This window comes from Streptomyces sp. NPDC031049 (assembly GCF_055571015.1).
The window spans coordinates 122005-146868 of record NZ_JBVIGC010000018.1; the positions used below are offsets into that span (position 1 = coordinate 122005).

26 protein-coding genes and 1 tRNA gene are annotated in these 24864 nt (G+C 73.3%); 12 read left to right on the top strand and 15 right to left on the bottom strand.

What is annotated here, in order from left to right; all coding sequences use genetic code 11:
- Positions 1-18 precede the first annotated feature (18 nt).
- The 6 genes from ACZ45Q_RS27175 to ACZ45Q_RS27200 all read right to left on the bottom strand — a co-directional run bounded on the left by ACZ45Q_RS27175 (position 19) and on the right by ACZ45Q_RS27200 (position 4116).
- Positions 19-1233, bottom strand: coding sequence for an acyl-CoA dehydrogenase family protein (locus ACZ45Q_RS27175; RefSeq protein ID WP_468266005.1), 1215 nt, complete (start codon positions 1231-1233; stop codon positions 19-21).
- 5 nt (positions 1234-1238) lie between these two features.
- Positions 1239-2273, bottom strand: a complete 1035-nt coding sequence (locus tag ACZ45Q_RS27180) for a phosphotransferase family protein (RefSeq protein ID WP_468266007.1) — start codon at positions 2271-2273, stop codon at positions 1239-1241.
- Between the two features lie 194 nt (positions 2274-2467).
- Positions 2468-2770, bottom strand: a complete 303-nt coding sequence (locus ACZ45Q_RS27185) for a hypothetical protein (RefSeq protein ID WP_468266009.1) — start codon at positions 2768-2770, stop codon at positions 2468-2470.
- A gap of 50 nt (positions 2771-2820) precedes the next feature.
- Positions 2821-3183 (bottom strand): DUF202 domain-containing protein, encoded by a 363-nt coding sequence (locus tag ACZ45Q_RS27190; RefSeq protein WP_468266011.1) that lies wholly within the window; start codon positions 3181-3183, stop codon positions 2821-2823.
- Complete coding sequence (locus ACZ45Q_RS27195) at positions 3180-3572, bottom strand: YidH family protein (protein ID WP_468266013.1); 393 nt, start codon at positions 3570-3572, stop codon at positions 3180-3182. The genes ACZ45Q_RS27190 and ACZ45Q_RS27195 overlap by 4 nt, the downstream gene beginning before the upstream one ends.
- A 37-nt stretch (positions 3573-3609) precedes the next feature.
- Positions 3610-4116, bottom strand: coding sequence for an NUDIX hydrolase (locus ACZ45Q_RS27200; protein WP_468266015.1), 507 nt, complete (start codon positions 4114-4116; stop codon positions 3610-3612).
- A 174-nt stretch (positions 4117-4290) separates the two neighbouring features.
- Between ACZ45Q_RS27200 and ACZ45Q_RS27205 the strand changes: the two genes are divergently transcribed.
- Together ACZ45Q_RS27205 and ACZ45Q_RS27210 are read left to right on the top strand one after the other, a co-directional pair.
- Positions 4291-5241, top strand: a complete 951-nt coding sequence (locus ACZ45Q_RS27205; protein WP_468266017.1) for a hypothetical protein — start codon at positions 4291-4293, stop codon at positions 5239-5241.
- Between the two features lie 40 nt (positions 5242-5281).
- On the top strand, positions 5282-6826 hold the full coding sequence (locus ACZ45Q_RS27210) for an APC family permease (RefSeq protein ID WP_468266019.1): 1545 nt from the start codon (positions 5282-5284) through the stop codon (positions 6824-6826).
- 9 nt (positions 6827-6835) lie between these two features.
- Here ACZ45Q_RS27210 and ACZ45Q_RS27215 read toward each other — a convergent pair whose 3' ends face one another.
- The 3 genes from ACZ45Q_RS27215 to ACZ45Q_RS27225 all read right to left on the bottom strand — a co-directional run bounded on the left by ACZ45Q_RS27215 (position 6836) and on the right by ACZ45Q_RS27225 (position 10142).
- Positions 6836-7924 carry a hypothetical protein gene (locus ACZ45Q_RS27215; protein WP_468266021.1) on the bottom strand — a complete coding sequence of 363 codons (1089 nt, stop codon included), beginning with the start codon at positions 7922-7924 and terminating at the stop codon, positions 6836-6838.
- A 149-nt stretch (positions 7925-8073) separates the two neighbouring features.
- Positions 8074-9471, bottom strand: a complete 1398-nt coding sequence (locus tag ACZ45Q_RS27220) for a GntP family permease (protein ID WP_468266023.1) — start codon at positions 9469-9471, stop codon at positions 8074-8076.
- 143 nt (positions 9472-9614) lie between these two features.
- Complete coding sequence (locus tag ACZ45Q_RS27225; RefSeq protein WP_468266077.1) at positions 9615-10142, bottom strand: gluconokinase; 528 nt, start codon at positions 10140-10142, stop codon at positions 9615-9617.
- A gap of 137 nt (positions 10143-10279) precedes the next feature.
- Here ACZ45Q_RS27225 and ACZ45Q_RS27230 point away from each other — a divergent pair, with 137 nt between their 5' ends.
- Complete coding sequence (locus tag ACZ45Q_RS27230; RefSeq protein ID WP_468266025.1) at positions 10280-10981, top strand: FadR/GntR family transcriptional regulator; 702 nt, start codon at positions 10280-10282, stop codon at positions 10979-10981.
- 28 nt (positions 10982-11009) lie between these two features.
- On the opposite strand, the gene ACZ45Q_RS27235 is transcribed toward ACZ45Q_RS27230, so the two are convergent.
- Positions 11010-11384 carry a YchJ family protein gene (locus ACZ45Q_RS27235; protein WP_468266027.1) on the bottom strand — a complete coding sequence of 125 codons (375 nt, stop codon included), beginning with the start codon at positions 11382-11384 and terminating at the stop codon, positions 11010-11012.
- Positions 11385-11454: 70 nt separating this feature from the next.
- Positions 11455-11542: transfer RNA gene (locus tag ACZ45Q_RS27240), tRNA-Leu, on the bottom strand.
- A gap of 198 nt (positions 11543-11740) precedes the next feature.
- Here ACZ45Q_RS27240 and ACZ45Q_RS27245 point away from each other — a divergent pair.
- The 3 genes from ACZ45Q_RS27245 (at position 11741) to ACZ45Q_RS27255 (ending at position 14414) form a co-directional block, all read left to right on the top strand.
- The gene (locus tag ACZ45Q_RS27245) at positions 11741-13066 is read left to right on the top strand and encodes a M20/M25/M40 family metallo-hydrolase (RefSeq protein WP_468266029.1); all 1326 of its coding nucleotides are present in this window, start codon (positions 11741-11743) and stop codon (positions 13064-13066) included.
- A gap of 157 nt (positions 13067-13223) precedes the next feature.
- On the top strand, positions 13224-13457 hold the full coding sequence (gene chpH, locus ACZ45Q_RS27250) for a chaplin ChpH (protein ID WP_416527996.1): 234 nt from the start codon (positions 13224-13226) through the stop codon (positions 13455-13457).
- A gap of 129 nt (positions 13458-13586) precedes the next feature.
- Positions 13587-14414, top strand: coding sequence for a chaplin (locus tag ACZ45Q_RS27255; protein WP_468266031.1), 828 nt, complete (start codon positions 13587-13589; stop codon positions 14412-14414).
- Positions 14415-14479: 65 nt separating this feature from the next.
- Here ACZ45Q_RS27255 and ACZ45Q_RS27260 read toward each other — a convergent pair whose 3' ends face one another.
- Complete coding sequence (locus tag ACZ45Q_RS27260) at positions 14480-14668, bottom strand: DUF5703 family protein (protein ID WP_190206279.1); 189 nt, start codon at positions 14666-14668, stop codon at positions 14480-14482.
- Between the two features lie 47 nt (positions 14669-14715).
- On the opposite strand from ACZ45Q_RS27260, the gene ACZ45Q_RS27265 reads away from it, so the two are divergent.
- Entirely contained in the window at positions 14716-15540 is an 825-nt protein-coding gene (locus ACZ45Q_RS27265; RefSeq protein ID WP_468266033.1) for a hypothetical protein, read from the top strand.
- Positions 15541-16002: 462 nt separating this feature from the next.
- On the opposite strand, the gene ACZ45Q_RS27270 is transcribed toward ACZ45Q_RS27265, so the two are convergent.
- Positions 16003-18396 (bottom strand): helix-hairpin-helix domain-containing protein, encoded by a 2394-nt coding sequence (locus ACZ45Q_RS27270; RefSeq protein ID WP_468266035.1) that lies wholly within the window; start codon positions 18394-18396, stop codon positions 16003-16005.
- On the bottom strand, positions 18393-19379 hold the full coding sequence (locus ACZ45Q_RS27275) for an aldo/keto reductase (RefSeq protein WP_468266037.1): 987 nt from the start codon (positions 19377-19379) through the stop codon (positions 18393-18395). Before ACZ45Q_RS27275 ends, ACZ45Q_RS27270 begins: the two co-directional genes overlap by 4 nt.
- 113 nt (positions 19380-19492) lie before the next feature.
- On the opposite strand from ACZ45Q_RS27275, the gene ACZ45Q_RS27280 reads away from it, so the two are divergent.
- Both ACZ45Q_RS27280 and ACZ45Q_RS27285 read left to right on the top strand, forming a co-directional pair.
- A complete protein-coding gene (locus ACZ45Q_RS27280) occupies positions 19493-20548 on the top strand; it encodes an LLM class F420-dependent oxidoreductase (RefSeq protein ID WP_468266039.1) in 1056 nt (351 codons plus the stop codon).
- A 233-nt stretch (positions 20549-20781) separates the two neighbouring features.
- A complete protein-coding gene (locus ACZ45Q_RS27285; RefSeq protein WP_468266041.1) occupies positions 20782-21570 on the top strand; it encodes a ferritin-like domain-containing protein in 789 nt (262 codons plus the stop codon).
- A 48-nt stretch (positions 21571-21618) separates the two neighbouring features.
- On the opposite strand, the gene corA is transcribed toward ACZ45Q_RS27285, so the two are convergent.
- Positions 21619-22611, bottom strand: coding sequence for a magnesium/cobalt transporter CorA (corA, locus tag ACZ45Q_RS27290; protein ID WP_468266043.1), 993 nt, complete (start codon positions 22609-22611; stop codon positions 21619-21621).
- A 61-nt stretch (positions 22612-22672) separates the two neighbouring features.
- On the opposite strand from corA, the gene ACZ45Q_RS27295 reads away from it, so the two are divergent.
- The 3 genes from ACZ45Q_RS27295 to ACZ45Q_RS27305 all read left to right on the top strand — a co-directional run bounded on the left by ACZ45Q_RS27295 (position 22673) and on the right by ACZ45Q_RS27305 (position 24818).
- Complete coding sequence (locus ACZ45Q_RS27295; RefSeq protein WP_468266045.1) at positions 22673-23359, top strand: histidine phosphatase family protein; 687 nt, start codon at positions 22673-22675, stop codon at positions 23357-23359.
- Positions 23360-23445: 86 nt separating this feature from the next.
- The gene (locus ACZ45Q_RS27300; protein ID WP_468266047.1) at positions 23446-24036 is read left to right on the top strand and encodes a DUF3090 domain-containing protein; all 591 of its coding nucleotides are present in this window, start codon (positions 23446-23448) and stop codon (positions 24034-24036) included.
- A complete protein-coding gene (locus tag ACZ45Q_RS27305; protein WP_468266049.1) occupies positions 24000-24818 on the top strand; it encodes an SCO1664 family protein in 819 nt (272 codons plus the stop codon). The genes ACZ45Q_RS27300 and ACZ45Q_RS27305 overlap by 37 nt, the downstream gene beginning before the upstream one ends.
- Positions 24819-24864: the final 46 nt, after the last annotated feature.

The window sequence follows — 24864 nt, forward strand, 5'->3', positions numbered from 1 at the left end:
CCGCCTTCGGCTCCCGCCTCAGAGGTACTTCTTCAGCTCCCGGCGGGCCAGCGACCGCTGGTGCACCTCGTCGGGACCGTCGGCGATCATCAGGGTGCGGGCCCCGGCGTACAGCTCGGCCAGCGGGAGGTCCTGGCTGACACCGCCCGCGCCGTGCAGCTGGATCGCCTTGTCGAGGATGCCGACCACCGCACGCGGGGTGGCGATCTTGATCGCCTGGATCTCGGTATGGGCACCCTTGTTGCCGACCGTGTCCATCAGCCAGGCCGTCTTCAGCACCAGCAGGCGCAGTTGTTCCACGGTGACCCGGGCGTCCGCGATCCAGTTGTGCACCACGCCCTGCTGGGCGAGGGCCTTGCCGAAGGCCGTGCGGGACGCAGCCCGCCGGCACATCAGCTCGATCGCCCGCTCGGCCATGCCGATCAGCCGCATGCAGTGGTGGATCCGGCCGGGGCCCAGCCGGGCCTGCGCGATGGCGAAGCCGCCGCCCTCCTCGCCGACGAGGTTGCCCACCGGCACCCGCGCCTCGTCGAAGACCACCTCCGCGTGACCGCCGTGGTAGTGGTCCTCGTAGCCGAACACCTGCATGGCCCGCGTCACCGTCACGCCCGGGGTGTCGCGCGGGACCAGCACCATGGACTGCTGGCGGCGGATGTCGTCGCCGTCCGGGTCGGTCTTGCCCATCACGATGAAGATCCGGCAGTCCGGGTTCATCGCCCCGGAGATGTACCACTTGCGGCCGGTGATGACGTACTCGTCGCCCTCGCGCCGGATGTGCGTGGTGATGTTCGTCGCGTCGGACGAGGCCACGTCCGGCTCGGTCATCGCGAACGCCGAGCGGATCTCACCGGCCAGCAGCGGCTCGAGCCACTGCTTCTTCTGCGCCTCGTCGCCGAACTGGGCGAGCACCTCCATGTTGCCGGTATCGGGCGCGGCGCAGTTCGTCGCCGTCGGGGCCAGCTGCGGGCTGCGGCCGGTGATCTCCGCGAGCGGGGCGTACTGGAGGTTGGTGAGGCCGGCGCCGTGCTCCGCGTCGGGCAGGAAGAGGTTCCACAGGCCCTGGCGGCGGGCCTCGGCCTTCAGGTCCTCCACGACCTGCGGGGTGTCCCAGGGGGAGGCGAGGCGCTCGCGCTGCTCGTGCGCCACCTGCTCGGCGGGGTACACGTACTCGTCCATGAAGGCGAGCAGCTTGTCGCGCAGTTCCTCGGTGCGTGCGTCGAAGGCGAAGTCCATGCCGATCAGCCCTCCTGAAGGCCCGTGTGCAGTGTCGTCAGACCGTGCTCGATGAAGACCGGGACGAGGTCGCCGATGCGGTCGAAGCCGCGGCCGACGGTCTGGCCCAGGGTGTAGCGGTAGTGGATGCCCTCCAGGATCACCGCGAGCTTGAACCACGCGAACGCCGTGTACCAGGAGACCGCGGAGACGTCGCGCCCCGAGCGCGCGGCGTAGCGTTCGATCAGCTCGGCCGGGGAGGGGTGGCCGGGCGCCTGCGCGGTGGTGGAGACGGGGGAGTCGGGCAGCTCCAGCGGCTGGCTGTACATCACCAGCAGCCCGAGGTCGGTGAGCGGGTCGCCGAGCGTGGACATCTCCCAGTCGAGGACGGCCTTGATCTCGTCGTCGTCGCCGATCAGGACGTTGTCCAGCCGGTAGTCGCCGTGCACGACCGCCGGGGCGGGTGAGCCGGGCAGCTCCCGGCCGAGCGCGGCGTGCAGCTCGTCGATGCCGGGCAGGTCGCGGTTGCGGGAGGCGTCCAGCTGCTTGCCCCAGCGGCGCAGCTGGCGGTCGAGGAAGCCCTCGGGGCGCCCGAAGTCCGCGAGGCCGGCCCCGGCGGGGTCGACCGCGTGCAGCTCGACGAGGGTGTCGACCAGGTTGAGCACCGCGCCCCGGGTGCGCTCGGGGCCCAGTGGGGCGAGCTGGTCGGCGGTGCGGTACGGGGTGCCCGCCACGAACTCCATGACGTAGAAGGGGGCGCCGAGCACCTCCTCGTCCTCGCACAGCAGTACGGTGCGGGGGACGGGTACGGCGGTGGGGTGCAGGGCGCTGATCACCCGGTGCTCGCGCTTCATGTCGTGCGCGGTGGCCAGGACGTGGCCGAGCGGGGGGCGCCGGACGACCCAGCGGGAGGTGCCGTCGGAGACCGCGTAGGTGAGGTTCGACCGTCCGCCCTCGATCAGCCGGCCGGTCAGCGGGCCGGTGACCAGGCCGGGCCGCTCCCGGTCGAGCAGGCCGCGCAGCCGGTCGAGATCGAGTCCGGGCGGGTGGTCGGGGCTCATCGTCGCTCCTACGGGCAGGTGAACGGTACCCGCTCATGATGCCGACCAGTCGGTATGTCGTCCAGTGGGCGTGCGGAACGTGATCGGCGCCACGACGGGCGACAGCCCTCCGCGTGGGGGGCGGAGGGCTGTGCGGTGGGGTGTGCGCAGGGGTGCCGTGGTGGGTTCGGCGTGGGGTCGGCCGGTCGGTCGACTCAGTGGTCGTCCCAGTGCCCGTCGTGGGCGGCGTGGCGGTGGCCGTCGTGCAGGTAGTCGACGTGGTCGCCGTGCTGGACGCGCGCGTGCCCGCAGTCCTGGTCGTGCCGGTGGGCGTGGTTCTCGTGGGCGACGTGGGCCGAGGGCTCGCACTCGTCCCAGTGGCCGTCGTGCTCGCGGTGCAGATGGCCGTCGTGGGCGTAGTCGGTGTGGTCGCCGTGCGGCACGCGCGTGTGGCCGCAGTCGGGGGAGTGGGTGTGGTCGGCGTGGTCGATGTGTTCGCGGTGCGGAGTGGTCGTCATGGTGCTCACCTTCGGGGACGTTCCGCGGGTGTGCAGTCCGAGTACCCCGATCAGAGGAGGACGAGGCCGGCTCCGGCGGCGGCCAGTGCCACGGTGCACAGTGCGGCGGCCGTGGCGGCCGCGGGGGCGAGGGCCGGGGGAGCGGCGCTCGCGGACAGGGTGCCGATGCGGTGGTGGGCGAGGCCGAGGAGGGCGACCCAGAGGGCGGCGCACAGGGCGGCGGTGACGGTGGCGGCGGTGGAGGCGCCGCCGTGCAGTGCGGTCCTGGCCGCGAGGACGGCGGCGACGGCGCCCGCGAGGGTGGTGCGGCGCCAGGCGAGCCGGGTGCGTTCGGGCTGGAGGCCGGGGTCGCGGTGGGGGGTGCCGTCGGGGGCGCTGCCGGGGGTGCCGTCGGAGGTGCCGTCGGGGGTCATCCGGCCCAGCCGAGGAGCACGACGAGGACCATGGCTACGGCGACGATCGCGACGACGACGCCGAGCAGGGCCGGGAAGCGGGTGGCGGGCAGGTCCTCACCGCGGCGCATGGCCCGCTCGCAGCGGACCCAGTGGTTGACGGCGCGCAGGGAGCACAGCACGCCGGCCCCCAGCAGAGCGAGCGCGAGCCCGACGCGCCAGCCCCAGCGCAGGTCGGGCAGGAACTGGTCCACCGCGAAGCCACCGCCGATCAGGGCGAGGGCGGTGCGCAGCCAGGCGAGGAAGGTGCGCTCGTTCGCGAGGGAGAACCGGTAGTCGGGCGTACTGCCCTCCTGCCGCACCTCCTGCGGCGCGAACCAGAGCCGGACGTTCCTCACAAACTCGATCACGCCGTCAACAGTATCGGCCCCCGGGGAGACCCCGACCTCACGCCCCTCCCGCCCGTAGCCGCTCGTACGCCGCCAAACCGTCCGGCACCCACTCCCACCGGGCCAACCGCTCCTCGACCTCCCGTTCCGTCAGGAAGCCGTACCACTCCACCTCCTCCACCTGCGGCCGCACCGGCACCTCGCACCGCACCTCGTACACCGCCGACCACCACGCCCGCCCGCCCCCGCCCTCGTACAGGAACTTGAACAGGAAGCGGGGCCGGGGCAGCCCCGTCACCCCCAGTTCCTCCTCCGCCTCACGCAGCGCCGCGTCGTCGTAGGACTCACCCGCGCCCACCACCCCGCCGACGAACATGTCGTACAAGGAGGGAAAGACGAGCTTCCCCGGCGTCCGCCGATGGACGAAGACGCGCCCCTCCGCGTCCCGGGCGTGCACGAACACGCACCGGTGGCGCAGCCCCTTCGCGTACACCTCACCGCGCGGGGCCCGGCCCACCACACGGTCGTGCTCGTCGACGACGTCGAGGATCTCGTCAGCGCTCATGGGCCCATCCAAGCAGCGCGGCCCCAAGTACCCGAATCGTGACCCCAGTTGACGCGTGTAACACTCTGGCGTCACTTGACGCCAAGCGTTGGCTGCCGGTTTGCTGTGCGTGATCCGTTCATGGCAATCAGCGACCGGCCCGACCAACCGCGTCGCATGAAGGATGTTCCTGCGGTGTCCCCACCTCCGCCTCCCCTCGGCCGCGCCCGCAGACGCGCGGCCCAGACCTTCGACGAGGCCCTCGACGACGCCGCCCTCGTCTCCGCCCGCACCGACCTCGCCCAGGGCAGATGGCAGAGCGCCCGTTCGCTGCTGGTGCACACCGGCGACGACTGGGACCGCCGCGGACACCGGATCACCGTCCTCGCCCACGAGCCCTACTGCGCCCCGTGGGCCCGCGAATGGCTGCTCGCCGAACCGGAGTCCGCCGACGCCCACGTCCTGCTCGCCCTCGCCCTGGTGCGGCGCGCCCTGCGCGGCAAGGAGAAGCCGGGGCCGGTACGCCAGGCCTGCCGGGAGGCCGCCGAGCGGGTCCCCGAGGATCCGACGCCCTGGCTCGGACTGCTCATGCTCGAACGCGCGCTGGGCGCCGAGGACGAGGTCGAGCGGGCCTTCGAGGCCGTACGCGCCCGCCACGCCGACCACCACCACGCCCACCACCTGATGGTCGCCCGGCTCGCCGAGCGCCGTACGGACCTGGGCCCCGACCCGCTGCACGAGGTCTACGACTTCGCCAACTGGGCCGCCGAACAGGCCCCCGCCGACTCCCCGCTGGCCATCCTGCCGGTCGTCGCCCACGCCGAGCGCTACCGCGTGCTCGCCGCCGCCGGGCACGAACCCGCCGACCCCCGCGCCTCCGGGCACTGGGTCGGCCGGCGCGCCCGCCTGGTGATGAAGGCCGCCTTCGACTGGTGGCTGGAGTGGGAACAGGAGGGCCACCCGCGCCGCCTGATCGACCTCAACTTCCTCGCGCACGCCAAGTTCTGCGAGGGCCGCGGAGCCGAGGCCGCCGCCCTGTTCCTGCGCATCGGCGAGCACATGACGCCCACTCCGTGGTCCTACCCGGACCGCGACCCGCACCCCGCCTTCCGTACCGCCCGCGCCTTCGCGCTCGGTACGGCATGACAGTCCCCCACCGGATCCCAGCGAAGGACGGTTCCCCGCGATGACCACGGGCAGTTCGCGCACGAGCCCGCCCCCGACCGACGGCGGCATCAGCACGTTCAAGGGACAGGAGCGCGCCCTGCGCGCCGACCGGCTCGGCACCGCGGGCCTGCTGCTCTCCGTCCTCGCCGCCACCGCCCCGCTCATGGTGGTCGCCGGGGTCATGCCCACCACCTTCGCGGTGATGGGCATCGTCGGGCAGCCGCTGCTGTTCGTGCTGCTGGGAACCGTGCTCATCCTGTTCAGCGTCGGCTACGCCGAGATGAGCCGGCACGTGCACAACGCGGGCGCCTTCTACGCCTACATCTCCCGCGGACTCGGCGGCACCGCCGGAGCCGGCGCCGCGCTCGTCGCGCTCGTCGCCTACAACGCCCTCCAGGTCGGCATCTACGGCATCTTCGGCTTCGAGGTCTCCGGCCTCCTCGCCACCTACGCCGACCTGGAGATCGCCTGGTGGATACCGGCGCTGCTCGCCGTCGCCGCGGTCGGCACGCTCGGCTGGCTGAAGATCGACGTCAACGCGCGCGTCCTGGGCGTGCTGCTGCTGATCGAGGTCGTCCTCGTGGTCGTGTTCGACATCGCCGCCGTCGCCGACCCGAGTGCCGAAGGGCTGTCGCTGCACGCCTTCAACCCCGACACGCTCAGCGGGGCCGGCGTCGGCACCGCGCTGTGCTTCTGCATAGCCGCCTTCCTCGGCTTCGAGCAGGCGCCCGTCTACGCCGAGGAGACCAGCCGGCCGCACATCCTGGTGCCCCGCGTGATGTTCCTCGCCGTCGCCGGGGTCGCCGTCTTCTTCGCCATCAGCAGCTGGGCGCTCACCGTCGCCACCGGGCCCGACAAGATCGTCGGCACCGCCCAGGAGCAGAGCGCCGGACTGCTGTTCCACCTCACCGAGTCCCGGCTCGGCGGCACCTTCACCGACGTGCTCCACGTGCTGTTCGTGACCGGGATGTTCGCCGCCCTGCTCAGCTTCCACAACGTCGTCGCCCGCTACGCCTTCGCCATGGGCCGCGAGGGGCTGCTGCCCGCCGCCTTCGGGCGGACCAGCGGGAGCAGCGGCGCACCGGGGACGGGGTCGCTGCTCCAGACCACCGTGGCCGCGCTCGTCGTCATCGGCTTCGCCGTCGCCGACGACAAGCCCGTCGGCGACCCCACCGGGCCCGTCCTGCACCTGTTCACCTGGGGCGGCAACATCGGCGCCCTCGGCGTGATCGTCCTGATGGCCGCCGCCTCGTTCTCCGTGGTCGTCTTCTTCGTGCGGCGCGGCGCCGCCGGCACCCAGGGCCTGCGGCTGGTGACCTCCACCCTGGCCGGCCTCGCGCTGCTGGTGATCGCCGGATACACCGTCAGGGACTTCGACGTCCTGGTGGGCACCGGTCCGGGCTCCGCCCTGAGCTGGGTGCTGCCGGGCATCATCGGCGTGGCCGTGGTCGCCGGCCTGGTGCAGGGAGCGGTCCTGCGCGCCCGCGCCCCCGAGCGGCACGCCCGCATCGGCCTGGGCAACGAGGCGTTCCAGCTGGACAAGGCGGCCGAGCGGGACGGCTGAGCCCGGAGCTCAGCCCGCCGGAGGGGACCCGGTGGCGGAAGCGGACGCCGAGGGCTCGGCCGACGCGGGTGCGGCGGCGATGGTGAAGGCGTCCCGCAGGACCGCCTCCGTGCCGCCGTACCGGAAGCGGACCTCCACCGGCGTCCCCGGGTCCACCGCCAGCACCGGCACGGCGACGGAGACGACCAGCCGGTCGCCGGAGCCCGGCAGCGCCGTCAGCGGCCCCCCGGCCTCCGCCCCGCCGACGGACACGCTGCCGTGGCGCAGGAGTTCGGCGTGGTCGGCGAAGGTGTCCCGCAGCTCCACGGCGACCAGCTCACCGGGGCGGGCCGCGCCGTCCTCGCCCGCGTCCACGGCGGCGATCCCGTAGGCGCACGCGTCGTCGCCCTTCGGCGCCGGGGTGAGCCGGACGGCCGCCGCGGGGTGCAGCCGACGGAACTCCAGCAGGCCGCCCAGAACGGCGTACGCGGCACGGCCCTTGCAGCCGAGGGCCGTGCCCGCCAGCGCCGCGTGCTCCCGCGCCGCCTCCTCCCAACTGCCGCGCCCGCCCTGCACCGCCAGGCATCCGTGCGCCAGGGCGCGCAGCACCCGCCACTCGTCGTCCGCCGGCTCTTCGGGGAGGCCGCGCAGGACCTGCGCGCACCGGTCCGGGGCGGCGCGCAGGCGGTCGTAGACGCTGTACGGATCGGGAGTCCCGTCGGCGTCCGGCGAGTCGGGACCCGGCGGCAGCCAGGCGGGCGCGGCCGGGACCGGCGCGGTCGCGGCCGTGGCGCGGGGAGCCGTGGTGCGCGGAGCGGGGACGCCCGGCGCGGCCGGCACCGCGGGAGGCGTCACCGCGGGCGGTGCGGGCGCGCCCATCGGCCCGCCGGCGTCGCCCGTCGGCGGTGAGGCGCCGCCGTCCGGCGAGGCGGGCACCGTGCCGGGGGTACCGCCCCGGCCGCCGTTGGACAGGCCGCCGGCCACGCTCATGCCCGCGCCGTCGTTCCGCCGGGGTCCCTGCTCCACGGCGGCGCAGGAGGCCGCGATCACCGCCACCGCCCCGGCCACGAAGAACGCCGTGACCCGCTCCCCGAACGAGATCCCCGTCCCCAGCCGCATGCCGCCCCCCGGCGTCCCCCTCCGGCCGCGCGCCGAAGGGTCCCATCATCACAACGGCGTACCCCGCCGGGGAAGTCACCCCCGGCGGGGTACGCCGTCGTCGTGCCGCACGGGCCGTCGCCGTGCCGCCAGATCACCTGGGACAGCCGCTAGATCACCAGGGACAACAGCAGGACCAGCGCACCCGCGACCACCGAGATGATCGTCTCCATCACGGACCAGGTCTTGATCGTCTGGCCGACGTTCAGGCCGAAGTACTCCTTCACCAGCCAGAAGCCCGCGTCGTTGACATGGCTGAAGAAGAGCGAGCCGGCACCGATCGCCAGGACCAGCAGGGCGGCGTGCGTCGTCGACATGTCGGCCGCCAGCGGTGCGACCAGACCGGCCGCCGAGACCGTGGCGACGGTCGCCGAACCGGTCGCCAGCCGGATCGCCACGGCGATCAGCCAGGCCAGCAGCAGCGCCGGGATCGACCAGTCCTCGGTGATCTCCAGGATCATCTGCCCCACGCCGACGTCGATCAGCGTCTGCTTGAAGCCGCCGCCCGCGCCGACGATCAGCAGGATGCCCGCGATCGGCACGAGCCCCTTCTCGACCAGACCGGAGACGCGCTCCTTGCCGAACCCGGCGGGACGCAGCAGCGTGAAGATGCCGACGATCACGGCGGCCAGCAGGGCGATCAGCGGGTCGCCGACCACGTCGAAGATCCGCTGCACCAGCGACTCGGGGTCGTCGACGACGATCTCGACCAGCGCACGGGCGAGCATCAGCACGACCGGCAGCAGGATCGTCGCGAGCGTGGCACCGAAGCCCGGCCGGCGCTCCAGCTCCTCGGACGCCCGCTGCGGGATCATCCGCTCGGGCGCCGGGACGTCCACCCAGCGGGCCGCGTACTTGGAGAAGAGGGGACCGGCGATGATCACGGTCGGGATGGCGACGAGCACACCCAGCGCGAGGGTCACGCCCAGGTTGGCGCCCACCGCGTCGATCGCGACCAGCGGGCCGGGGTGCGGCGGGACCAGACCGTGCATCACGGACAGACCGGCCAGCGCGGGGACGCCGATGCGCATCAGCGAGTAGTTGCCGCGCTTGGCGACCATCAGCACGACCGGGATCAGCAGCACGATGCCGACCTCGAAGAACAGCGGCAGACCGATCACGGAGGCGATGAGCACCATCGCCCAAGGCATCGCCCGGCCGCGCGCCTTGGCCAGGATCGTGTCGACGACCTGGTCCGCGCCGCCGGAGTCGGCGAGCATCTTGCCGAGGATCGCGCCCAGGGCGATCAGCACGCCGACACCGGCGACGGTGGAGCCCAGACCGCCGCTGAAACTGGCGATGACCTCGTCCAGCGGCGCCCCGGCGAACGCGCCGAGCGCCAGCGAGCCGATGGTCAGCGCCAGGAAGGCGTGCAGCTTGAACTTGGTGATGAGCAGGACGATGACGGCGATGCCCGACAGCACGGCGATGCCGAGCTGGGCGTGCCCGGCCGAGGTGATCGGCTCGACGGTGTCCGCTGCCAGCATCTCGGCGCTGAGTCTGGTCACGGTGATTCCCTTGCGGTGATGGGGAGGCGGGGGAGGACGGGGCCGTGCTCACCCGGGGGTGGTGGCACGGCCCCGTCGGTTGGGGGGTGGGGCTGTGGGGGAGGTGGGACTGTCCGGAGGATGGGACTGTTCGGGGGGTGGGGTTACCGGATCGGGTCGGGCAGCGCCTGGAGGGCCTCGACGGCTCGTTCGGCGATCTCCTCGGGGCTGCCGGCGACGTCCACCGCGACCCCGGCCTCGTCCGGCTCGAGCGGCTGGAGCGTGGCGAACTGGGAGTCGAGCAGGGCCGTCGGCATGAAGTGCCCCTTGCGTTGCGACATCCGCTCCTCGATCAGCTCGCGGCTGCCGGTGAGGTGCACGAAGACGACCTCGGGAGCGGCGGCCCGCAGCCGGTCGCGGTAGGACCGCTTCAGCGCCGAACTGCTCACCACCCCGCCGAGCCCCGCCCGTCCGTGCGCCCAGGCCCCGATGGCGTCCAGCCAGGGCCGGCGGTCCTCGTCGGTGAGCGGGGTGCCGGCCGACATCTTGGCGATGTTGGCCGGCGGGTGGAAGTCGTCGCCCTCGGCGTAGGGAACGCCGAGCCGGGCCGCGAGCAGGGGACCGATGGTGGTCTTGCCGGTCCCCGCCACGCCCATGACCACGACCACATGGGGGGTGCGCAGTTGCTGCATCGTGCTCTCGCTGTCTGCTGTCTTCGTCGACACGTGATGTCGACGCAACTGAAACCCATTAGGTACGACGAATTCAAGACCCTGTGACATATAAGTCTGACTTTTTCTTGCCGTGATCCGCCCCGTACGCTGAGTGCATGAGCACAACGGGCCGAGGACTGCACGGCCGCGTACTGGACGCCCTCGGCCCCGCCATCACCGCGGGTGATTACCCCGCGGGCAGCGTGCTGCGCACCGACGAACTGGCGCAGCGTTTCGACGTGTCGCGCTCCGTGATGCGCGAGGCGGTCCGCGTTCTGGAGTCCATGCGCCTGGTCGCCTCCCGCCGCCGCGTCGGCGTGACGGTGCTCCCCGAGAGCGAGTGGAACGTCTACGACCCGCAGGTCATCCGCTGGCGGCTGGCCGGCGCCGACCGCCCGCGCCAGCTGCGCTCCCTGACCGTGCTGCGCTCGGCGGTGGAGCCGGTGGCGGCGGGCCTGGCCGCCCAGCACGCGACGTCGGAGCAGTGCGCGGAGCTGACCGAATGCGCCCTCGGCATGGTCGCCAACTCACGCGGTCACCGGCTGGAGCAGTACCTCTTCCACGACGTGGCCTTCCACCGCGTCATCCTCACCGCCTCCGGCAACGAGATGTTCGCCCGCCTCGGCGACGTCGTCGCGGAGGTCCTCACCGGCCGCACCCAGCACGACGTCATGTTCCCCGACCCCGACCCGGCGGCCGTCACCCTGCACGTCCAGGTCGCCGAGGCGGTCCGCGAACGCGACGCCGAGCGCGCGGAGCGCCTCACCCGGGAGATCACGGTGGGCGCCCTCCAGGAACTGGACATCCTGGCGCCGTAGCGGCGGGCCTGCGCCGGGCCGGCGTGCGTCAGTCCAGGAACTCGCCGTCCACGTACACCCACGCCCCGTCGACGCGCTCGAACCGGCTCCGCTCGTGCAGCGAGCCGCCCCGGTAGGACGCCCGGAAGGTCACGGTCCCGGTGGAGTGGAAGGCGGACCCGGCGGCCGTGTCCAGGACCTCCAGCCCGGTCCAGCGCATCCGCGGGTCGAGACCGAGCCGCGCCGGACGCGTCCGCGGATGCCAGGTGCGCAGCAGATACGGGGCGTCCCCGCGGACGAACGCGCTGTAGCGCGAGCGCATCAGCGCCTCGGCGGTCGGGGCCGCGGCGGCGCCGGAGTGGTGGCGGCCGCAGCACTCGTCGTACGCCTCGGGCAGCCCGCACGGGCAGGAACGCAGGGTCATGACCGTCATTGTGCCCGGTCGGCACGGGCCGCGAAAAACAACAGGACCCCTGCTCAGCAGGGGTCTGTGGTGGTGTCCGAGGGGGGACTTGAACCCCCACGCCCGATAAAGGGCACTAGCACCTCAAGCTAGCGCGTCTGCCATTCCGCCACCCGGACGAGGTGTCTGCCGTGCGGGGTGTTCCCGCGGCGACGACGTAAACATTACCAGGCTTCGGCGGGTGGCCGATCACCCCCCTCCGGCGTCGTGAACGGCGTGTGACGGGCCGGGTCCGGTCTTGGGCCCCGCCGGCGCCGGGTGGAGGATGAGGAGGACCCACCAGCAAGGACACGATCAGTGACAGCGGGAGGAAGCACGTGAGCGAGACGGGCACGACCAGGGGCGTCACCGGCGAGGACGAGGTCGTGGACCTCTGCCGCGAGCTGATCCGGATCGACACCAGCAACTACGGCGACCACTCGGGTCCGGGCGAGCGCAAGGCGGCGGAGTACGTCGCCGAGAAGCTCGCCGAGGTCGGGCTCGAACCGCAGATCTTCGAGTCGCACCAGGGGCGCGCCTCCACGGTGGCCCGGATCGAGGGCGAGGACCCGTCCCGGCCCGCGCTGCTCATCCACGGCCACACCGACGTCGTCCCCGCCAACGCCGACGACTGGACCCACCACCCCTTCTCCGGCGAGATCGCCGACGGCTGCGTGTGGGGACGCGGCGCGGTCGACATGAAGGACATGGACGCGATGACGCTGGCGGTCGTCCGCGACCGGCTGCGCAGCGGCCGCAAGCCGCCCCGCGACATCGTGCTGGCCTTCCTCGCCGACGAGGAGGCGGGCGGCACGTACGGCGCCAAGTACCTGGTGCGCGAGCACCCGGAGCTGTTCGAGGGCGTCACCGAGGGCATCGGCGAGGTCGGCGGCTTCTCCTTCACCGTCAACGAGAAGCTGCGGCTCTACCTCGTGGAGACCGCCGAGAAGGGCATGCACTGGATGCGGCTGACCGTGGACGGCACCGCCGGCCACGGCTCGATGACCAACACCGACAACGCGATCACGGAGTTGTGCGAGGCGGTGGCGCGGCTCGGACGGCACACCTGGCCGGTCCGGGTCACCAAGACCGTACGGGCCTTCCTGGACGAGCTGTCCGACGCGCTCGGCACCGAACTCGACCCCGAGAACATGGAGGAGACCCTCGCCAAGCTCGGCGGCATCGCCCGCATGATCGGCACCACGCTGCGCAACTCGGCCGCGCCCACCATGCTCGGCGCCGGCTACAAGGTCAACGTCATCCCGGGCCAGGCCACCGCGCACGTCGACGGCCGCTTCCTGCCCGGCTACGAGGAGGAGTTCCTCGCCGACCTCGACCGCATCCTCGGCCCGCGCGTCCGGCGCGAGGACGTGCACGCCGACAAGGCGCTGGAGACCGACTTCGACGGCCGGCTGGTCGACGCCATGCAGACCGCCCTGCGCGCCGAGGACCCGATCGCGCGGGCCGTGCCGTACATGCTCTCCGGCGGCACCGACGCCAAGTCCTTCGACGACCTGGGCATCCGCTGCTTCGGCTTCGCCCCGCTCAAGCTGCCGCCGGAGCTGGACTTCGCGGGCATGTTCCACGGCGTCGACGAGCGGGTGCCGGTTGAGGGCCTGAAGTTCGGCGTGCGGGTGCTGGACCGGTTCATCGACGCCTCCTGAGCCGGTGAACGGCCGCTGGACGGCCGGTAATCGGCCGTCTGTGCGGCGCTGCCCCAGGAAGGGTGAATGTGACCATAGGCTCGTAGCTCCATTACTCCCTCCTCGTTACAGCTCATGTGATCCGCACATTGGATCGCTTTGCCTACAAGGAGGAATAATGATCAAGAGGGTCGTTGCTGCCGCCGCTGCCACGGGTGGGCTGGTTCTCGCGGGCGCGGGCATGGCCGTCGCCGACTCGGGTGCCCAGGGTGCCGCCGTGCACTCCCCGGGTGTCCTGTCCGGCAATGTCGTCCAGGTGCCCGTGCACGTCCCGGTGAACGTCTGCGGCAACACCGTCAACGTGATCGGTCTGCTGAACCCCGCCTTCGGCAACACCTGCATCAACAAGTGACGTTGAGCCTCGCCCGATGAGGGCCTGAGCCCGTCGGCCCCGGAGCGCGCGCCATGCGCTCCGGGGCCGACCGGCCTTTGACAACTCTCGAGAATGCCCGCACAAGGTCGAAGGCAGGGAATGCAGCACATGCGACAGGTCACCCGCAAGGGCCTGATGACGATGGCGGCGGCGACCGGAGTGATCGCCGCCGCGGGCGGCGCCGCACACGCCGACTCCGGTGCCCAGGGCTCCGGTTCGGGCTCACCCGGCGTGCTGTCCGGCAACACCGTGCAGGCGCCGGTGCACGCCCCGGTGAACGTCTGCGGCAACACGGTCGACGTCGTGGGCGTCCTCAACCCCTCCATGGGCAACTCGTGCGCCAACAAGAGCGGCGGCGGGCACGGGGGGTACGGCGACTCCGGCGGGCACGGGACGCCCGGGGGCTCGCACTCCGGCGGGCACACCGCCGACTCGCCCGGCGTCGGCTCCGGCAACCACGTCCAGGCTCCCGTGCACGTGCCGGTGAACGTCTGCGGCAACAGCGTGAACGTCATCGGCGTCGGCAACCCCAGCACCGGCAACGACTGCGGCAACGGGGGGTACGGCGGCGGAGGCGGCGGCCACACCGACCCGCCGGGCGGGGGCCACGAGACGCCCCCGCAGAAGCCCGGGGAGCCGGGCGGGCCCGACGGCCCCGGCAAGCCCGGCGGGCCCGACGGCCCCGGCGGCCCGGAGGACGGCGGGAACGGCGGGAGCGGCGCCGACGGCGGCGGCCCGGCCGGCCCGGACGACCGCACCTCGGGCGGCGGCACGGACGGCGACCGCCCCGACGGGCACTTCGTCAGCCAGTCCCAGGGATCGGCGGAGCTGGCGCAGACCGGCAGCGACCTGCCGCTGGGCCTGGCCCTGCCGGCCGGCGCGGGCGTGCTGCTCGCGGGTGCGGTGCTGTACCGGAAGGCGCGTACCTCCGCGTGATCGCGTAGGCCCCTGTGTGACCCGGCCGTCGCCGCCGGGTCACACAGGGGGCGCGTGCCTGCCGGTCACCAGGTGGCGCGTACCTGTCGGATGATCCGACGGCGCAACCGCACCCTGCGGCTGCCGTCCCGCAGCAGGCTCAGTCGGTACAACTCCCAGTGCCCGTACTCCGCGTGGTCCGTCAGGAGCCGTGTCGTCTCCTTGCGGGAGACCCCGCGCGGCAGGTACACATCGACAAATTCATATTCCGGCATCGCATCTATTGTGCGGGCTGGGGCCCGGTACGGATAGCGTCTGCTGTATGTCTGATGCTGCGCAGCCCACCGCTGCCGAGGTACGGGCCGCCGCCGAGGCGGTCAAGACCGCACTCGACCGCCACCTGGCCGCGGTCGAACGCCGGTCCGGGGAGGACGATCCAGCCGTCTACGAGGCGTTCAACCAGCTCGCGGCGGCCGCCGAGGTGTACGACGAGCTGCTCTACGACCGCTACGACGAGGTCACACCCTTCGAGATCCCCGACGCGGAGGACGAGCTGCCGCCGTACCTGGGGCCGGAGGAGCCGCACGCGGTCAGCGTGCTGATCCGCCGGGACTACGCCGTGGTGGAGCCGCAGCGGCTGCTGGCACAGGCACGCCGGATCGAGGCCGCGGACGACGACACGGGTGTCTCCGAGACGGTCCACGGGGCGCTCGGCGTCCTGTTCGGCGAGTTCGAGGCGGACGAGATCGCCTCCCGGCACAAGGAGTTCGGCCTGGACGAGGGCGACTCCACGCTGTGGGTGACGGCCGCGGACGAGCCCGCCGAGGCCGGCGAGTGGCTGGAGGCGCCGTTCGAGCAGGTCGACCCGCAGCGGGTGGTGTGCCGCTTCGACGTCAGCGCGGTGTTCGACGACGAACTCGAGGACGACTTGGACGAGGACGAGGACGATCTCGACGAGGACGCCGCCGGTGCGGGCGGCCCCGTGAGCGACCCGGACGCCCCGGACCTCGACGATCTCGACACCGACCTGGACGAGGACCTCGACGAGGACGAGCCCCTGGACGAGGAGGACGCCGAGGATCCGGAGGACGCGGAGGAAGAGCTGGACGGCGACGAGGAACTGGAACCCCTGGACGCGGACCGCTGAACCCCGAGCGCCAGAACCCCGAGCGACGGAACGCCGACCGACGGAACGCCGACCGACAAGGCCGGGGCGTCTGAACGCCGGGCGATGACGCGGGGCGGTCCGACGCCCGGGCGGGGAGCTCCGGTCGCGTGAAGGCCCAGGCTGGGCACGCCGGGGCGTCGCTCGGCGACCGCTGCCCGCCGGCGCCGCCACGGCCGCCGTCGTCCGGCGTCCCCCGGTTGTGAGGCGTGCCTCGGTCTCCGTCGCCCGGTGCTCCCCGGTCCGGAGGTGTTGCCTCGGTCTCTGCCCTCCGGCGCGGCCCGCCCGGAGGGCTGGGCGGGCCGCCGAGGCCGGGTGCCTCGCCCCGGAGACGTCGGTGGGCCACCGGGGCCCGGCGGCCGGCCACGGCGGGCACGGCAGGCATGGGCGGCTGCCGGGCCCACCGGCCGTCCGGCCGACCGGGCTCGACCGGGCCGACCGGGGTCAGTCTTCCGGCGGCGCCTGCGGAGCGATCAGCACCGGCAGGCGCGTGGTGCGCGGCTTGGCCGTCACCTCGGCCACGGCACGGGGGAGCGCCTGCTCCACGCCGTGGACCACGGACAGATGACGCTCCGCCCGGCCGAACGCCGTGTAGATCCACGGGCGGCTGAGGGCCGCTACGGCATCGCCGGGCAGCACCACGACGACCGCGGGCCACCGGCCGCCCACGGCCTGGTGCGCGGTCAGCGCCCACCCGTGCCGAACGCAGGTCTCCACCCGATCCTTCGGCACGACCACGTCCTCGCCGCCGCAGGACAGATGCAGACCCTCGTCGTCGGCCCGCACCACGCTGCCCGGCACGACCCGGCCCGGTACGGGGGAGTGGACGACACGGTCACCGGGGTCGAAGCCGCCGAAGCGGCCCGGGCCGGGGTTCAGCCGCTCCTTGAGCGCCGCGTTGAGGACACGGGTGCCGACCGCCCCGCCGTGCCCCGGCGTGATCACCACGGTCGCCTCGACGGGGACACCGAGCGCGCGCGGCACGGAGTCCACCACGATCTGCACGGTCCGGTGCACGGCCTCGCCGGCGTCCCGCACCGGCACGATCACGACCTCCTTGCCGGGCGCCTCCACCTGGTTCAGCTCACCGATGCCGATGCCGGAGACCAGCTCGCCCAGCGGTCCCGGGTCCGGCCGCCGCGAGGCGACGTGCGGGCAGACCCCGGCGGCCAGCAGGTCGGCGAAGACCCGCCCGGGACCCACGGACCACAGCACCGCCGGGTCCCCGGTCAGCACCAGCCGCGCCCCGTCCGGCAGCGACTCCACCAGCAGCGCCGCCGCCTCCACGTCCAGCTGCGGGGCGTCGAACACGACGAGCAGGTCCAGATCGAGGGCGCCGTCGCCGTCCCGCCCCGGCCCCTCGGCACCGGCCAGCAGTCCGGATACGGAGGCGACCTGCGGCTCCGCGTCCGAGGCCGGGGACGCACCGGCCGCCAGGGCGGCGAAGCGGGCGCGGCCCAGGTGGCTGGGGGTCGCCGCCCAGGCGCGCAGACCGAGCCGCCCGGCGGCGGTCAGCAGGGCCGCCGGTTCCGCCAGGGACGCCTCGCCTCCGGTGTGCAGCACCAGCCCGTGGCCCGCCACCGCCCGGATCAGATCCGCCGCGCTGCCCCGGGCACCGGCGGCGGCCTGCTCCCAGTCCTGAGCCGAACCGTCCTGCTTGGGCACCGAGTTGGCCAGCCGGGCCAGACCGTCGGCGAGGCTCTCCTCCGCGAGCGCGTACCGCTCGAGACCGATCAGGACCCGCACGGGGCGCCCCTCGGCACCCTCCTCGCCGGTGTCCTCGCCCCCGGCCGCGGCGTCCGCCCGGCGGTCCGGGGCGCCGGTCTCCTCCAGGGCGTCCTGGAAGGCCAGGACCTCTCCCTCGGCGAGCGCGCTCTGCACGGCCGCATCGGGGTCCGGCACGCCTCGCCGGCCCAGCTCGGCCGTGAGCCGCGGCAGTTCCAGGGCGGTGTGCCCGGCCAGCGCCGCCTGCTCCAGGAGCCAGCCGGTCACCGCGCGTCCGCGCCGTGCGTCGTCCGGGCCGCACTCCGGGCCGAGCAGCGCCCGCGCGAATCCGTCGGCCTGCTCCGGGCGCACCCCGGCGACGCGCAGCAGCTGCCAGGGATCGGCGCGCAGCACCTCCTCCGCCCCCTCGCCCAGCGCCCCGGCGACCTGGGGCGCGAGCGTCTCGGGGGCGCCGCCCTGTGCCAGGACGCGCCGCACGGCCTGGACGGCCTCCGGCGCCGGCCCGGCGGGCGCCCGGGACGGCCGCTCCGGCACCGGCTGCGGGCGCCGCACCGGCGCGGCCTCCGGAGCGGGGCGCCGGGGCGTGGGCTGGGCCTCCGCGAACACGGTGGCCGGTGGCTTCTCGCCGCTCTCCACGGCCCGGACGGCGGCGAGCAGCTCGGCGGCCGTGCCGCTCAGCTTGCCCCCGGCCTCGATCGGGCCCTTGCTCTCCGCCTTGCGCCGCTCGATCCGCTCCCGCTCGATCCGCTGCGCGGCCAGTTCGGCCTCGACCTCGGACATCTGCGCCTGCGCGTCATCGGCCTCGCCGCCCGCACCGACGCCCTCGTCACCCCCGGCGTCCGCACCGGCGTCCGCGCCGCCGACCCCCACGCCGGCACCAGCCGACTCCTCGGCCTCCGCGAGGCCCTCACCCTCCGCCGAGCCCTCAGCCTCCGCCAGTCCCTCGGCCGTCGCCGGTCCCCCGGCCTCCGCGAGGCCCCCGGCCTCCGCCAGTCCCCCCGTCTCCGCCGGCCCCCCGGCGTCCGTGCCCCCGGACCCGGACCCGGGCCCGCCCGGCGGCGGCACCGGACCGGTGTCCACGGCTTCCTCAGCGGGCTCGGGCTCCGTGCTCACAGCGTGCTCCAGTCGTGATCGGGATAGCGGTGCACCGGTGCCGACACATCGTCGAGCGCCCGGCAGATCTCGTCAGGAAGACTAAGGGCCTCCACTGACAACGCCGCCGTGAGCTGCTGCGCGTTGCGCGCGCCGACGATCGGCGCGACCACGCCGGGCCGGTCGCGGACCCACGCCAGCGCCACCTGCAACGGACTCACCGCCAGCCCGTCCGCCGCCGTCGCCACCGCGTCCACGATGCGGCTCGCCGTGTCGTCGAGGTACGGCGCGACGAACGGCGCCATGTGCTCGGAGGCACCCCGCGAGTCCGGCGGCGCGGCCTCCCCGCGGTACTTGCCGGTGAGCACCCCCCGCCCGAGAGGCGAGGACGGCAGCAGACCGACGCCCAGGTCGAGGGCGGCCGGCAGTACCTCGCGCTCGACGCCGCGCTGGAGCAGCGAGTACTCCAGCTGCGTGCTCGCCAGCCGGTTGCGAGTGCCCGGCGCGGCCAGCTGCCAGGTCGCCGCCTTGGCCAGCTGCCACCCGCAGAAGTTGGAGACCCCGGCGTAACGGGCCCGGCCGCTGGCGACCGCCAGGTCGAGGGCGTGGAGGGTCTCCTCCAGCGGCGTCGCGGGGTCGTAGGCGTGCACGTGCCACACGTCGACGTGGTCGGTGCCGAGCCGGGCCAGCGAGGCGTCCAGCGCGGAGAGCAGATGGCCGCGTGAGCCGTCGAAGCGCCGGTCGGGATCGGGCACGCTGCCGGCCTTGGTGGAGATCACCAGGTCCCGGCGCGGGACCAGGCCGTCCAGGAGCCTGCCGAGCAGGTACTCGGCCTCTCCGTCGCCGTACACGTCCGCCGTGTCGACGAGGGTCCCGCCCGCCTCCCAGAACGTCTTCAAGAGGTCCGCCGCGTCGTGCTCGTCGGTGTCCCGGCCCCAGGTCAGGGTGCCGAGACCGATGCGGGACACGCGCAGGCCGGTGCGGCCGAGATGCCTCTGCTCCATGAACGCCGAGATTACTGGCCACGACTTCCGCTGTGGGGTCCTGTGGACAACCGAATTCCGCGCGCTAAGGTCGGGGCACCAGGGACGTTACTGATCGGTAAGGGGAATCGGCCATGCAGCTCGGGATCAACCTCGGCTACTGGGGCGCCGGGATGGACGCGGACAATCTCGCCGTCGCCCAGGAGGCCGACCGGCTCGGCTACGCCGTCTGCTGGGCCGCGGAGGCCTACGGCTCCGACGCCGCCACGGTGCTCAGCTGGGTGGCGGCCCAGACCGAGCGCATCGACGTGGGCTCGGCGATCTTCCAGATCCCGGCCCGCCAGCCGGCGATGACCGCGATGACCGCCGCCACCCTGGACTCGCTCTCCCAGGGCCGCTTCCGGCTCGGCCTCGGCGTCTCCGGCCCCCAGGTCTCCGAGGGCTGGTACGGCGTCAAGTTCGACAAGCCGCTCTCCCGCACCCGCGAGTACGTCGAGATCGTCCGCAAGGCGATGAGCCGGGAGCGGCTGTCGCACGAGGGGGAGCACTGGACCCTGCCGCTGCCCGGCGGCCCCGGCAAGCCGATCAAGCTGACCGTGCATCCCCAGCGCGAGCACATCCCGCTGTACATCGCCGCGATCGGCCCGAAGAACCTGGAGCAGACCGGCGAGATCGCCGACGGCGCCCTGCTGATCTTCCCCTCCGCCGACCACCTGGAGGAGACCGCGATCCGGCCCCTGCGCGCGGGACGGGAGAAGGCCGGCAAGACCCTCGACGGCTTCGACGTCTGCCCGACCCTCCCGCTCGCCGTCGGCGACGACAAGGACGTCACCTCCCTCGCCGACACCTTCCGGCCCTACACGGCGCTGTACGTCGGCGGCATGGGCAGCGCGAAGCAGAACTTCTACAACCGGCTCGCCCAGCGCATGGGCTACGAGCGGGAGGCCGCCGAGATCCAGGAGAAGTACCTGTCCGGCGACAAGCAGGGCGCCGCGGCGGCCGTCCCGCACGACCTGATCGACAGCACCACGCTGCTCGGCTCCGTCGACCGCATCGCCGACCGGATGAAGGCCTACGCGGCGGCCGGGGTCACCACCCTCAGCCTCGCCCCGGCGGGCTTCACCCTCGAGGAGCGGATCACGTCGTTGCGCGCCGGTGCGGAGGCCCTGGAGCGCGCCGGGCTCGCCTGAGCGTCGCCCGGCGGAGGTTTCCGCGGCCGTGGTGGGGGCTCGGGGGTCTTCCCCGCCACGGCCGTCACGGGGAACAACGCCCACGCACGCGTGGGGTTACGCCCATGGGTGCCCCTCCCTGTCCTTCTTTCGGCGGAGTTGCCCGACACTGCTGTTGCCCGGCCCCCGGGTCCGGACTTGACTCTCTCTGCGGAGCCTGCGCGCAACCCGGCAGCGGCAGAGAGGTGCCACCGATGCTTTCGGCCAAGAGTCTGTTCCAGGAGATCCTCGACGACGACGAGTCCTTCCGGCTGTTCTGCTCCATCGCGGCCAGCGGCGAGGCGCAAGGAGGCTGGGAGAACGGACGCATCGCGGCACTGGTGCCGGAGGGCGAGCGCGCCCTGGCCCCGAAGATCAGCCGGCACGGGGCCGACGAGGACAAGCACGGGCGCATCTTCAACGCCCTGCTCAAGAAGCGCGGCCTGGAACCGGTGGAGGTCCCGCCGGAGACCGACTACACCATGCTCCTGGAGCGGCACGGCATCGGTCTCGCCCACGACAAGCTCAAGGCCGACCAGCCCCTCACGGTGCACGACATCGTCACCTACCTCGCCCACAGCAGGGTCACCGAGCAGCGCGCGGCCGAGCAGATGGCGATGCTCCTGAAGTACTTCGCCGACCACCCGGACATCGGCAGGGCCGTCCGGATGATCTCCCACGACGAGGACAGCCACCTCGCCTACGCCCACGAGGAACTGCTCCGCCTCGCCGCCGCCGGGCACGGCCGGCTCATCCAGCGCACCCTGCGCGAGTGCGCGCTCGCCGAGATCCGCGTCTACCGGGACGTCAGCCTCGCGGTCATGGCCCACATGGGCCGCGTCCTTCGCTGGCCGAAGGCCAAGTCGGCGGCCCTGGCGGCCGGCATCCACGCCGTGTACCTCTACGAGCGGCTCGGCGGCTGGCGCCGCATGGTCGCACTGAGGATGCCCGAACGCCGCGACGCCCTGGGCGGACCCGCCTCCGCCGCCCCCGAGTTCGCCTGACGGCCGCTGCCCGGCCCGGCGAAGCCACCGGTCCGCCGGTCACGGCGCCTACAGCCACCCCCGCCGCTTGAACGTCCGGAACAGCAGCACCTCCAGGGCGGCCATGACCACGATCACGGCCGGATACGACCACGTCCATTTCAGTTCCGGCATGTGCTCGAAGTTCATGCCGTAGACCCCCGCGATCATCGTGGGCACCGCGGCCATGGCCGCCCACGCCGAGATCTTCCGCATGTCGTCGTTCTGCCGGACGCTCATCTGCGCCAGATGCGCCGACAGGATGTCCGACACCAGCCGGTCCAGGCCCTCCACCGACTCGTTCACGCGCGTGAGGTGGTCGTGCACGTCGCCGAAGAACGGCCGCGCCCCGTCGTTCACGAAGGGCACCGGCACGCCGAAGGTGCCGTTGCCCGCCAGGCGGGTCACCGGCAGGGCCAGCGGGACGGTCGCCCGGCGGAACTCCAGGACCTGCCGCTTGAAGTTGTAGATCCGCGACGCGGTGTGCCGGGAACCGCCGTCCGGCGTGAAGACCTCGGCCTCCAGCTCCTCCAGGTCCTGGCCCAGCTCGGTCGCCACGTCCAGGTAGTGGTCGACGACGGCGTCCGCGACCGCGTACAGCACCGCCGTCGGCCCCTCGCCGAGCAGCTCCGGCTCCTGTTCCAGGCGCCGGCGCACCACGCCCAGCGGGGCGCCCTCGCCGTGCCGGACGGTCACCACGAAGCCGTCCCCGAGGAAGAGCATCAGCTCACCGGTGGTCACGGTGTCGCTCTCCGGCTCGTACACCACCGGCTTGAGGACCACGAAGACCGAGTCCTCGTACACCTCCAGCTTGGGCCGCTGGTGGGCCTTGAGGGCGTCCTCGACGGCCAGCGGATGCAGCCCGAACTCCTGGGTGACCAGGTCGAACTCCTTCTCCGTCGGCTCGTGCAGCCCGATCCACACGAAACCGCCCGCGGCCCTGGCCCCACCGAGCGCGTCGGAGAGGTCGGCGGGGCCCTCGCAGCGGTGCCCGTCCCGGTAGACGGCGCAGTCGACGATCACCGAACGTATTCTCCCCTCGCCCGGGCGACGGCGCCCGCCGCCGTACGCCTACCCTTGGCGCATGCCCACGCTGATCCTGGTCAGGCACGGACGTTCCACCGCCAACACCGAGGGAGTGCTCGCCGGCTGGACGCCCGGCGTCGCTCTGGACGAACGCGGCGCCGCCCAGGCCGCCGCCCTGCCCGGCCGGCTCGCCGGGCTGCCGATCGCCGAGGTCGTCGCCAGCCCCCTCCAGCGCTGCCAGGAGACGATCCGGCCGCTGCTGAAGGCCCGGCCCGGCCTGCGCGCCCACACCGACGAGCGGATCGGGGAGTGCCACTACGGCGACTGGTCCGGGCGCAAGCTCGCCGACCTCAAGGACGAGCCCCTGATGGAGGTGGTGCAGCAGCACCCCTCGGCGGCGGCCTTCCCGGGCGGTGAGTCCATGCGGGCCATGCAGACCCGTGCCGCCGAGGCGGTGCGCGAGTGGAACGCGCGCGTGGAGCGCGACCACGGCGCCGACGCCCTCTACCTGATGTGCACGCACGGCGACATCATCAAGTCGCTCGTCGCCGACGCCCTCGGTCTGCACCTCGACCTCTTCCAGCGCATCTCCGTCGAGCCCTGCTCCGTCACCGTGATCCGCCACTCCCGGCTGCGGCCCTTCCTGGTGCGCCTCGGCGACACCGGCGACCTGGCGTCCCTCGCGCCGCGCGAGGAGCCCCCCGGCGACGACGCCACGGTCGGGGGCGGTGCGGGCGCACCGTGATCGTCGGCCGCAGTAGGGTGAAGCGGTCCCCGCAGTAGTCACCCACCGACTCTCACCACCCCACCGACTCGCAATGGAGACAGGACGTGTCCCGTCAGGTGTTCCTCTACGACCAACCGGACCGTTTCGTGGCCGGCACGGTCGGACTGCCCGGGCGCCGGACGTTCTTCCTCCAGGCCACCGCCGGCTCCCGGGTGACCAGCGTGGCCCTGGAGAAGACCCAGGTGGCCGCGCTCGCCGAGCGCATGGACGAACTGCTCGACGAGGTCGTGCGCCGCAGCGGCGGCAGCGCGGCCGTCCCGGCGATGGCGCCCACCGAGATCTCCGACACCGCTCCGCTCGACACCCCCGTGGAGGAGGAGTTCCGCGTCGGCACCATGGCGCTGGCCTGGGACGGCGAGGAGCAGCGCATGATCGTCGAGGCGCAGGCGCTCGTGGAACTGGAGGCCGACTCCGAAGAGGACCTCGCCGAGGCCGAGGAGCGGCTGCTCCAGGACGAGGAGAACGGCCCCCCGATGCTGCGGGTACGCCTCACCGGCGCGCAGGCCAGGGCCTTCGCCAAGCGCGCCCTCGACGTCGTCAACGCCGGGCGGCCGCCGTGCCCGCTGTGCAGCCTCCCGCTCGACCCGGAAGGACACGTATGTCCGCGCCAGAACGGATACCGCCGCGGAGCGTGACGACCGCCGAGCTGCTCGCCGAGGGCGAGCTGACCGTCCGCGGCCGCATCCGCGAGGCCTCCAACGCGGCGCTGTACTGCACGGTGACGTACGAGGGCAGGGAGGCCGCCTGCGTCTACAAACCGGTCGCCGGGGAGCGGCCGCTGTGGGACTTCCCCGACGGCACCCTCGCCCAGCGGGAGGCCGCCGCGTACGAGGTCTCCGAGGCCACCGGCTGGGGGCTCGTCCCGCCCACCGTGCTGCGCGACGGGCCCTACGGCGAGGGCATGTGCCAGCTGTGGGTCGAGGCGACGGCGGAGGCCGAACTGCTCGCCCTCGTGGACGCCGACGAGCCCGGCCCCGGCTGGAAGGCCGTCGGCTTCGCCGAGGTCGGCGAGGGCCGGACCGCGCTGCTGGTGCACGCCGACGACGTGCGCCTGCGCCGGCTCGCCGTCCTGGACGCCGTGATCAACAACGCCGACCGCAAGGGCGGCCACCTGCTGCCCGCCGGCGAGGACCGGCTGTACGGCATCGATCACGGGGTCACCTTCCACACCGAGAACAAGCTGCGCACCCTGCTGTGGGGCTGGGCCGGAGAGCCCCTGACCCCTGAGGCCGTGACCGCGCTGCGCACCCTCCGGGAACAGCTCAAGGACGGCGCGACGCTCGCCACCCGTCTCGCCGGACTGATCACGCCGGCGGAACTCGACGCCACGCGCGCGCGTGTCGAGGCGCTCCTCACCTCCGGCCGGCATCCGGAACCCACCGGTGAGTGGCCGGCGATCCCCTGGCCTCCGGTCTGACCGGAGCAGCCCCAGCACACCGGGGGGCACCGCACAAGACCACCTT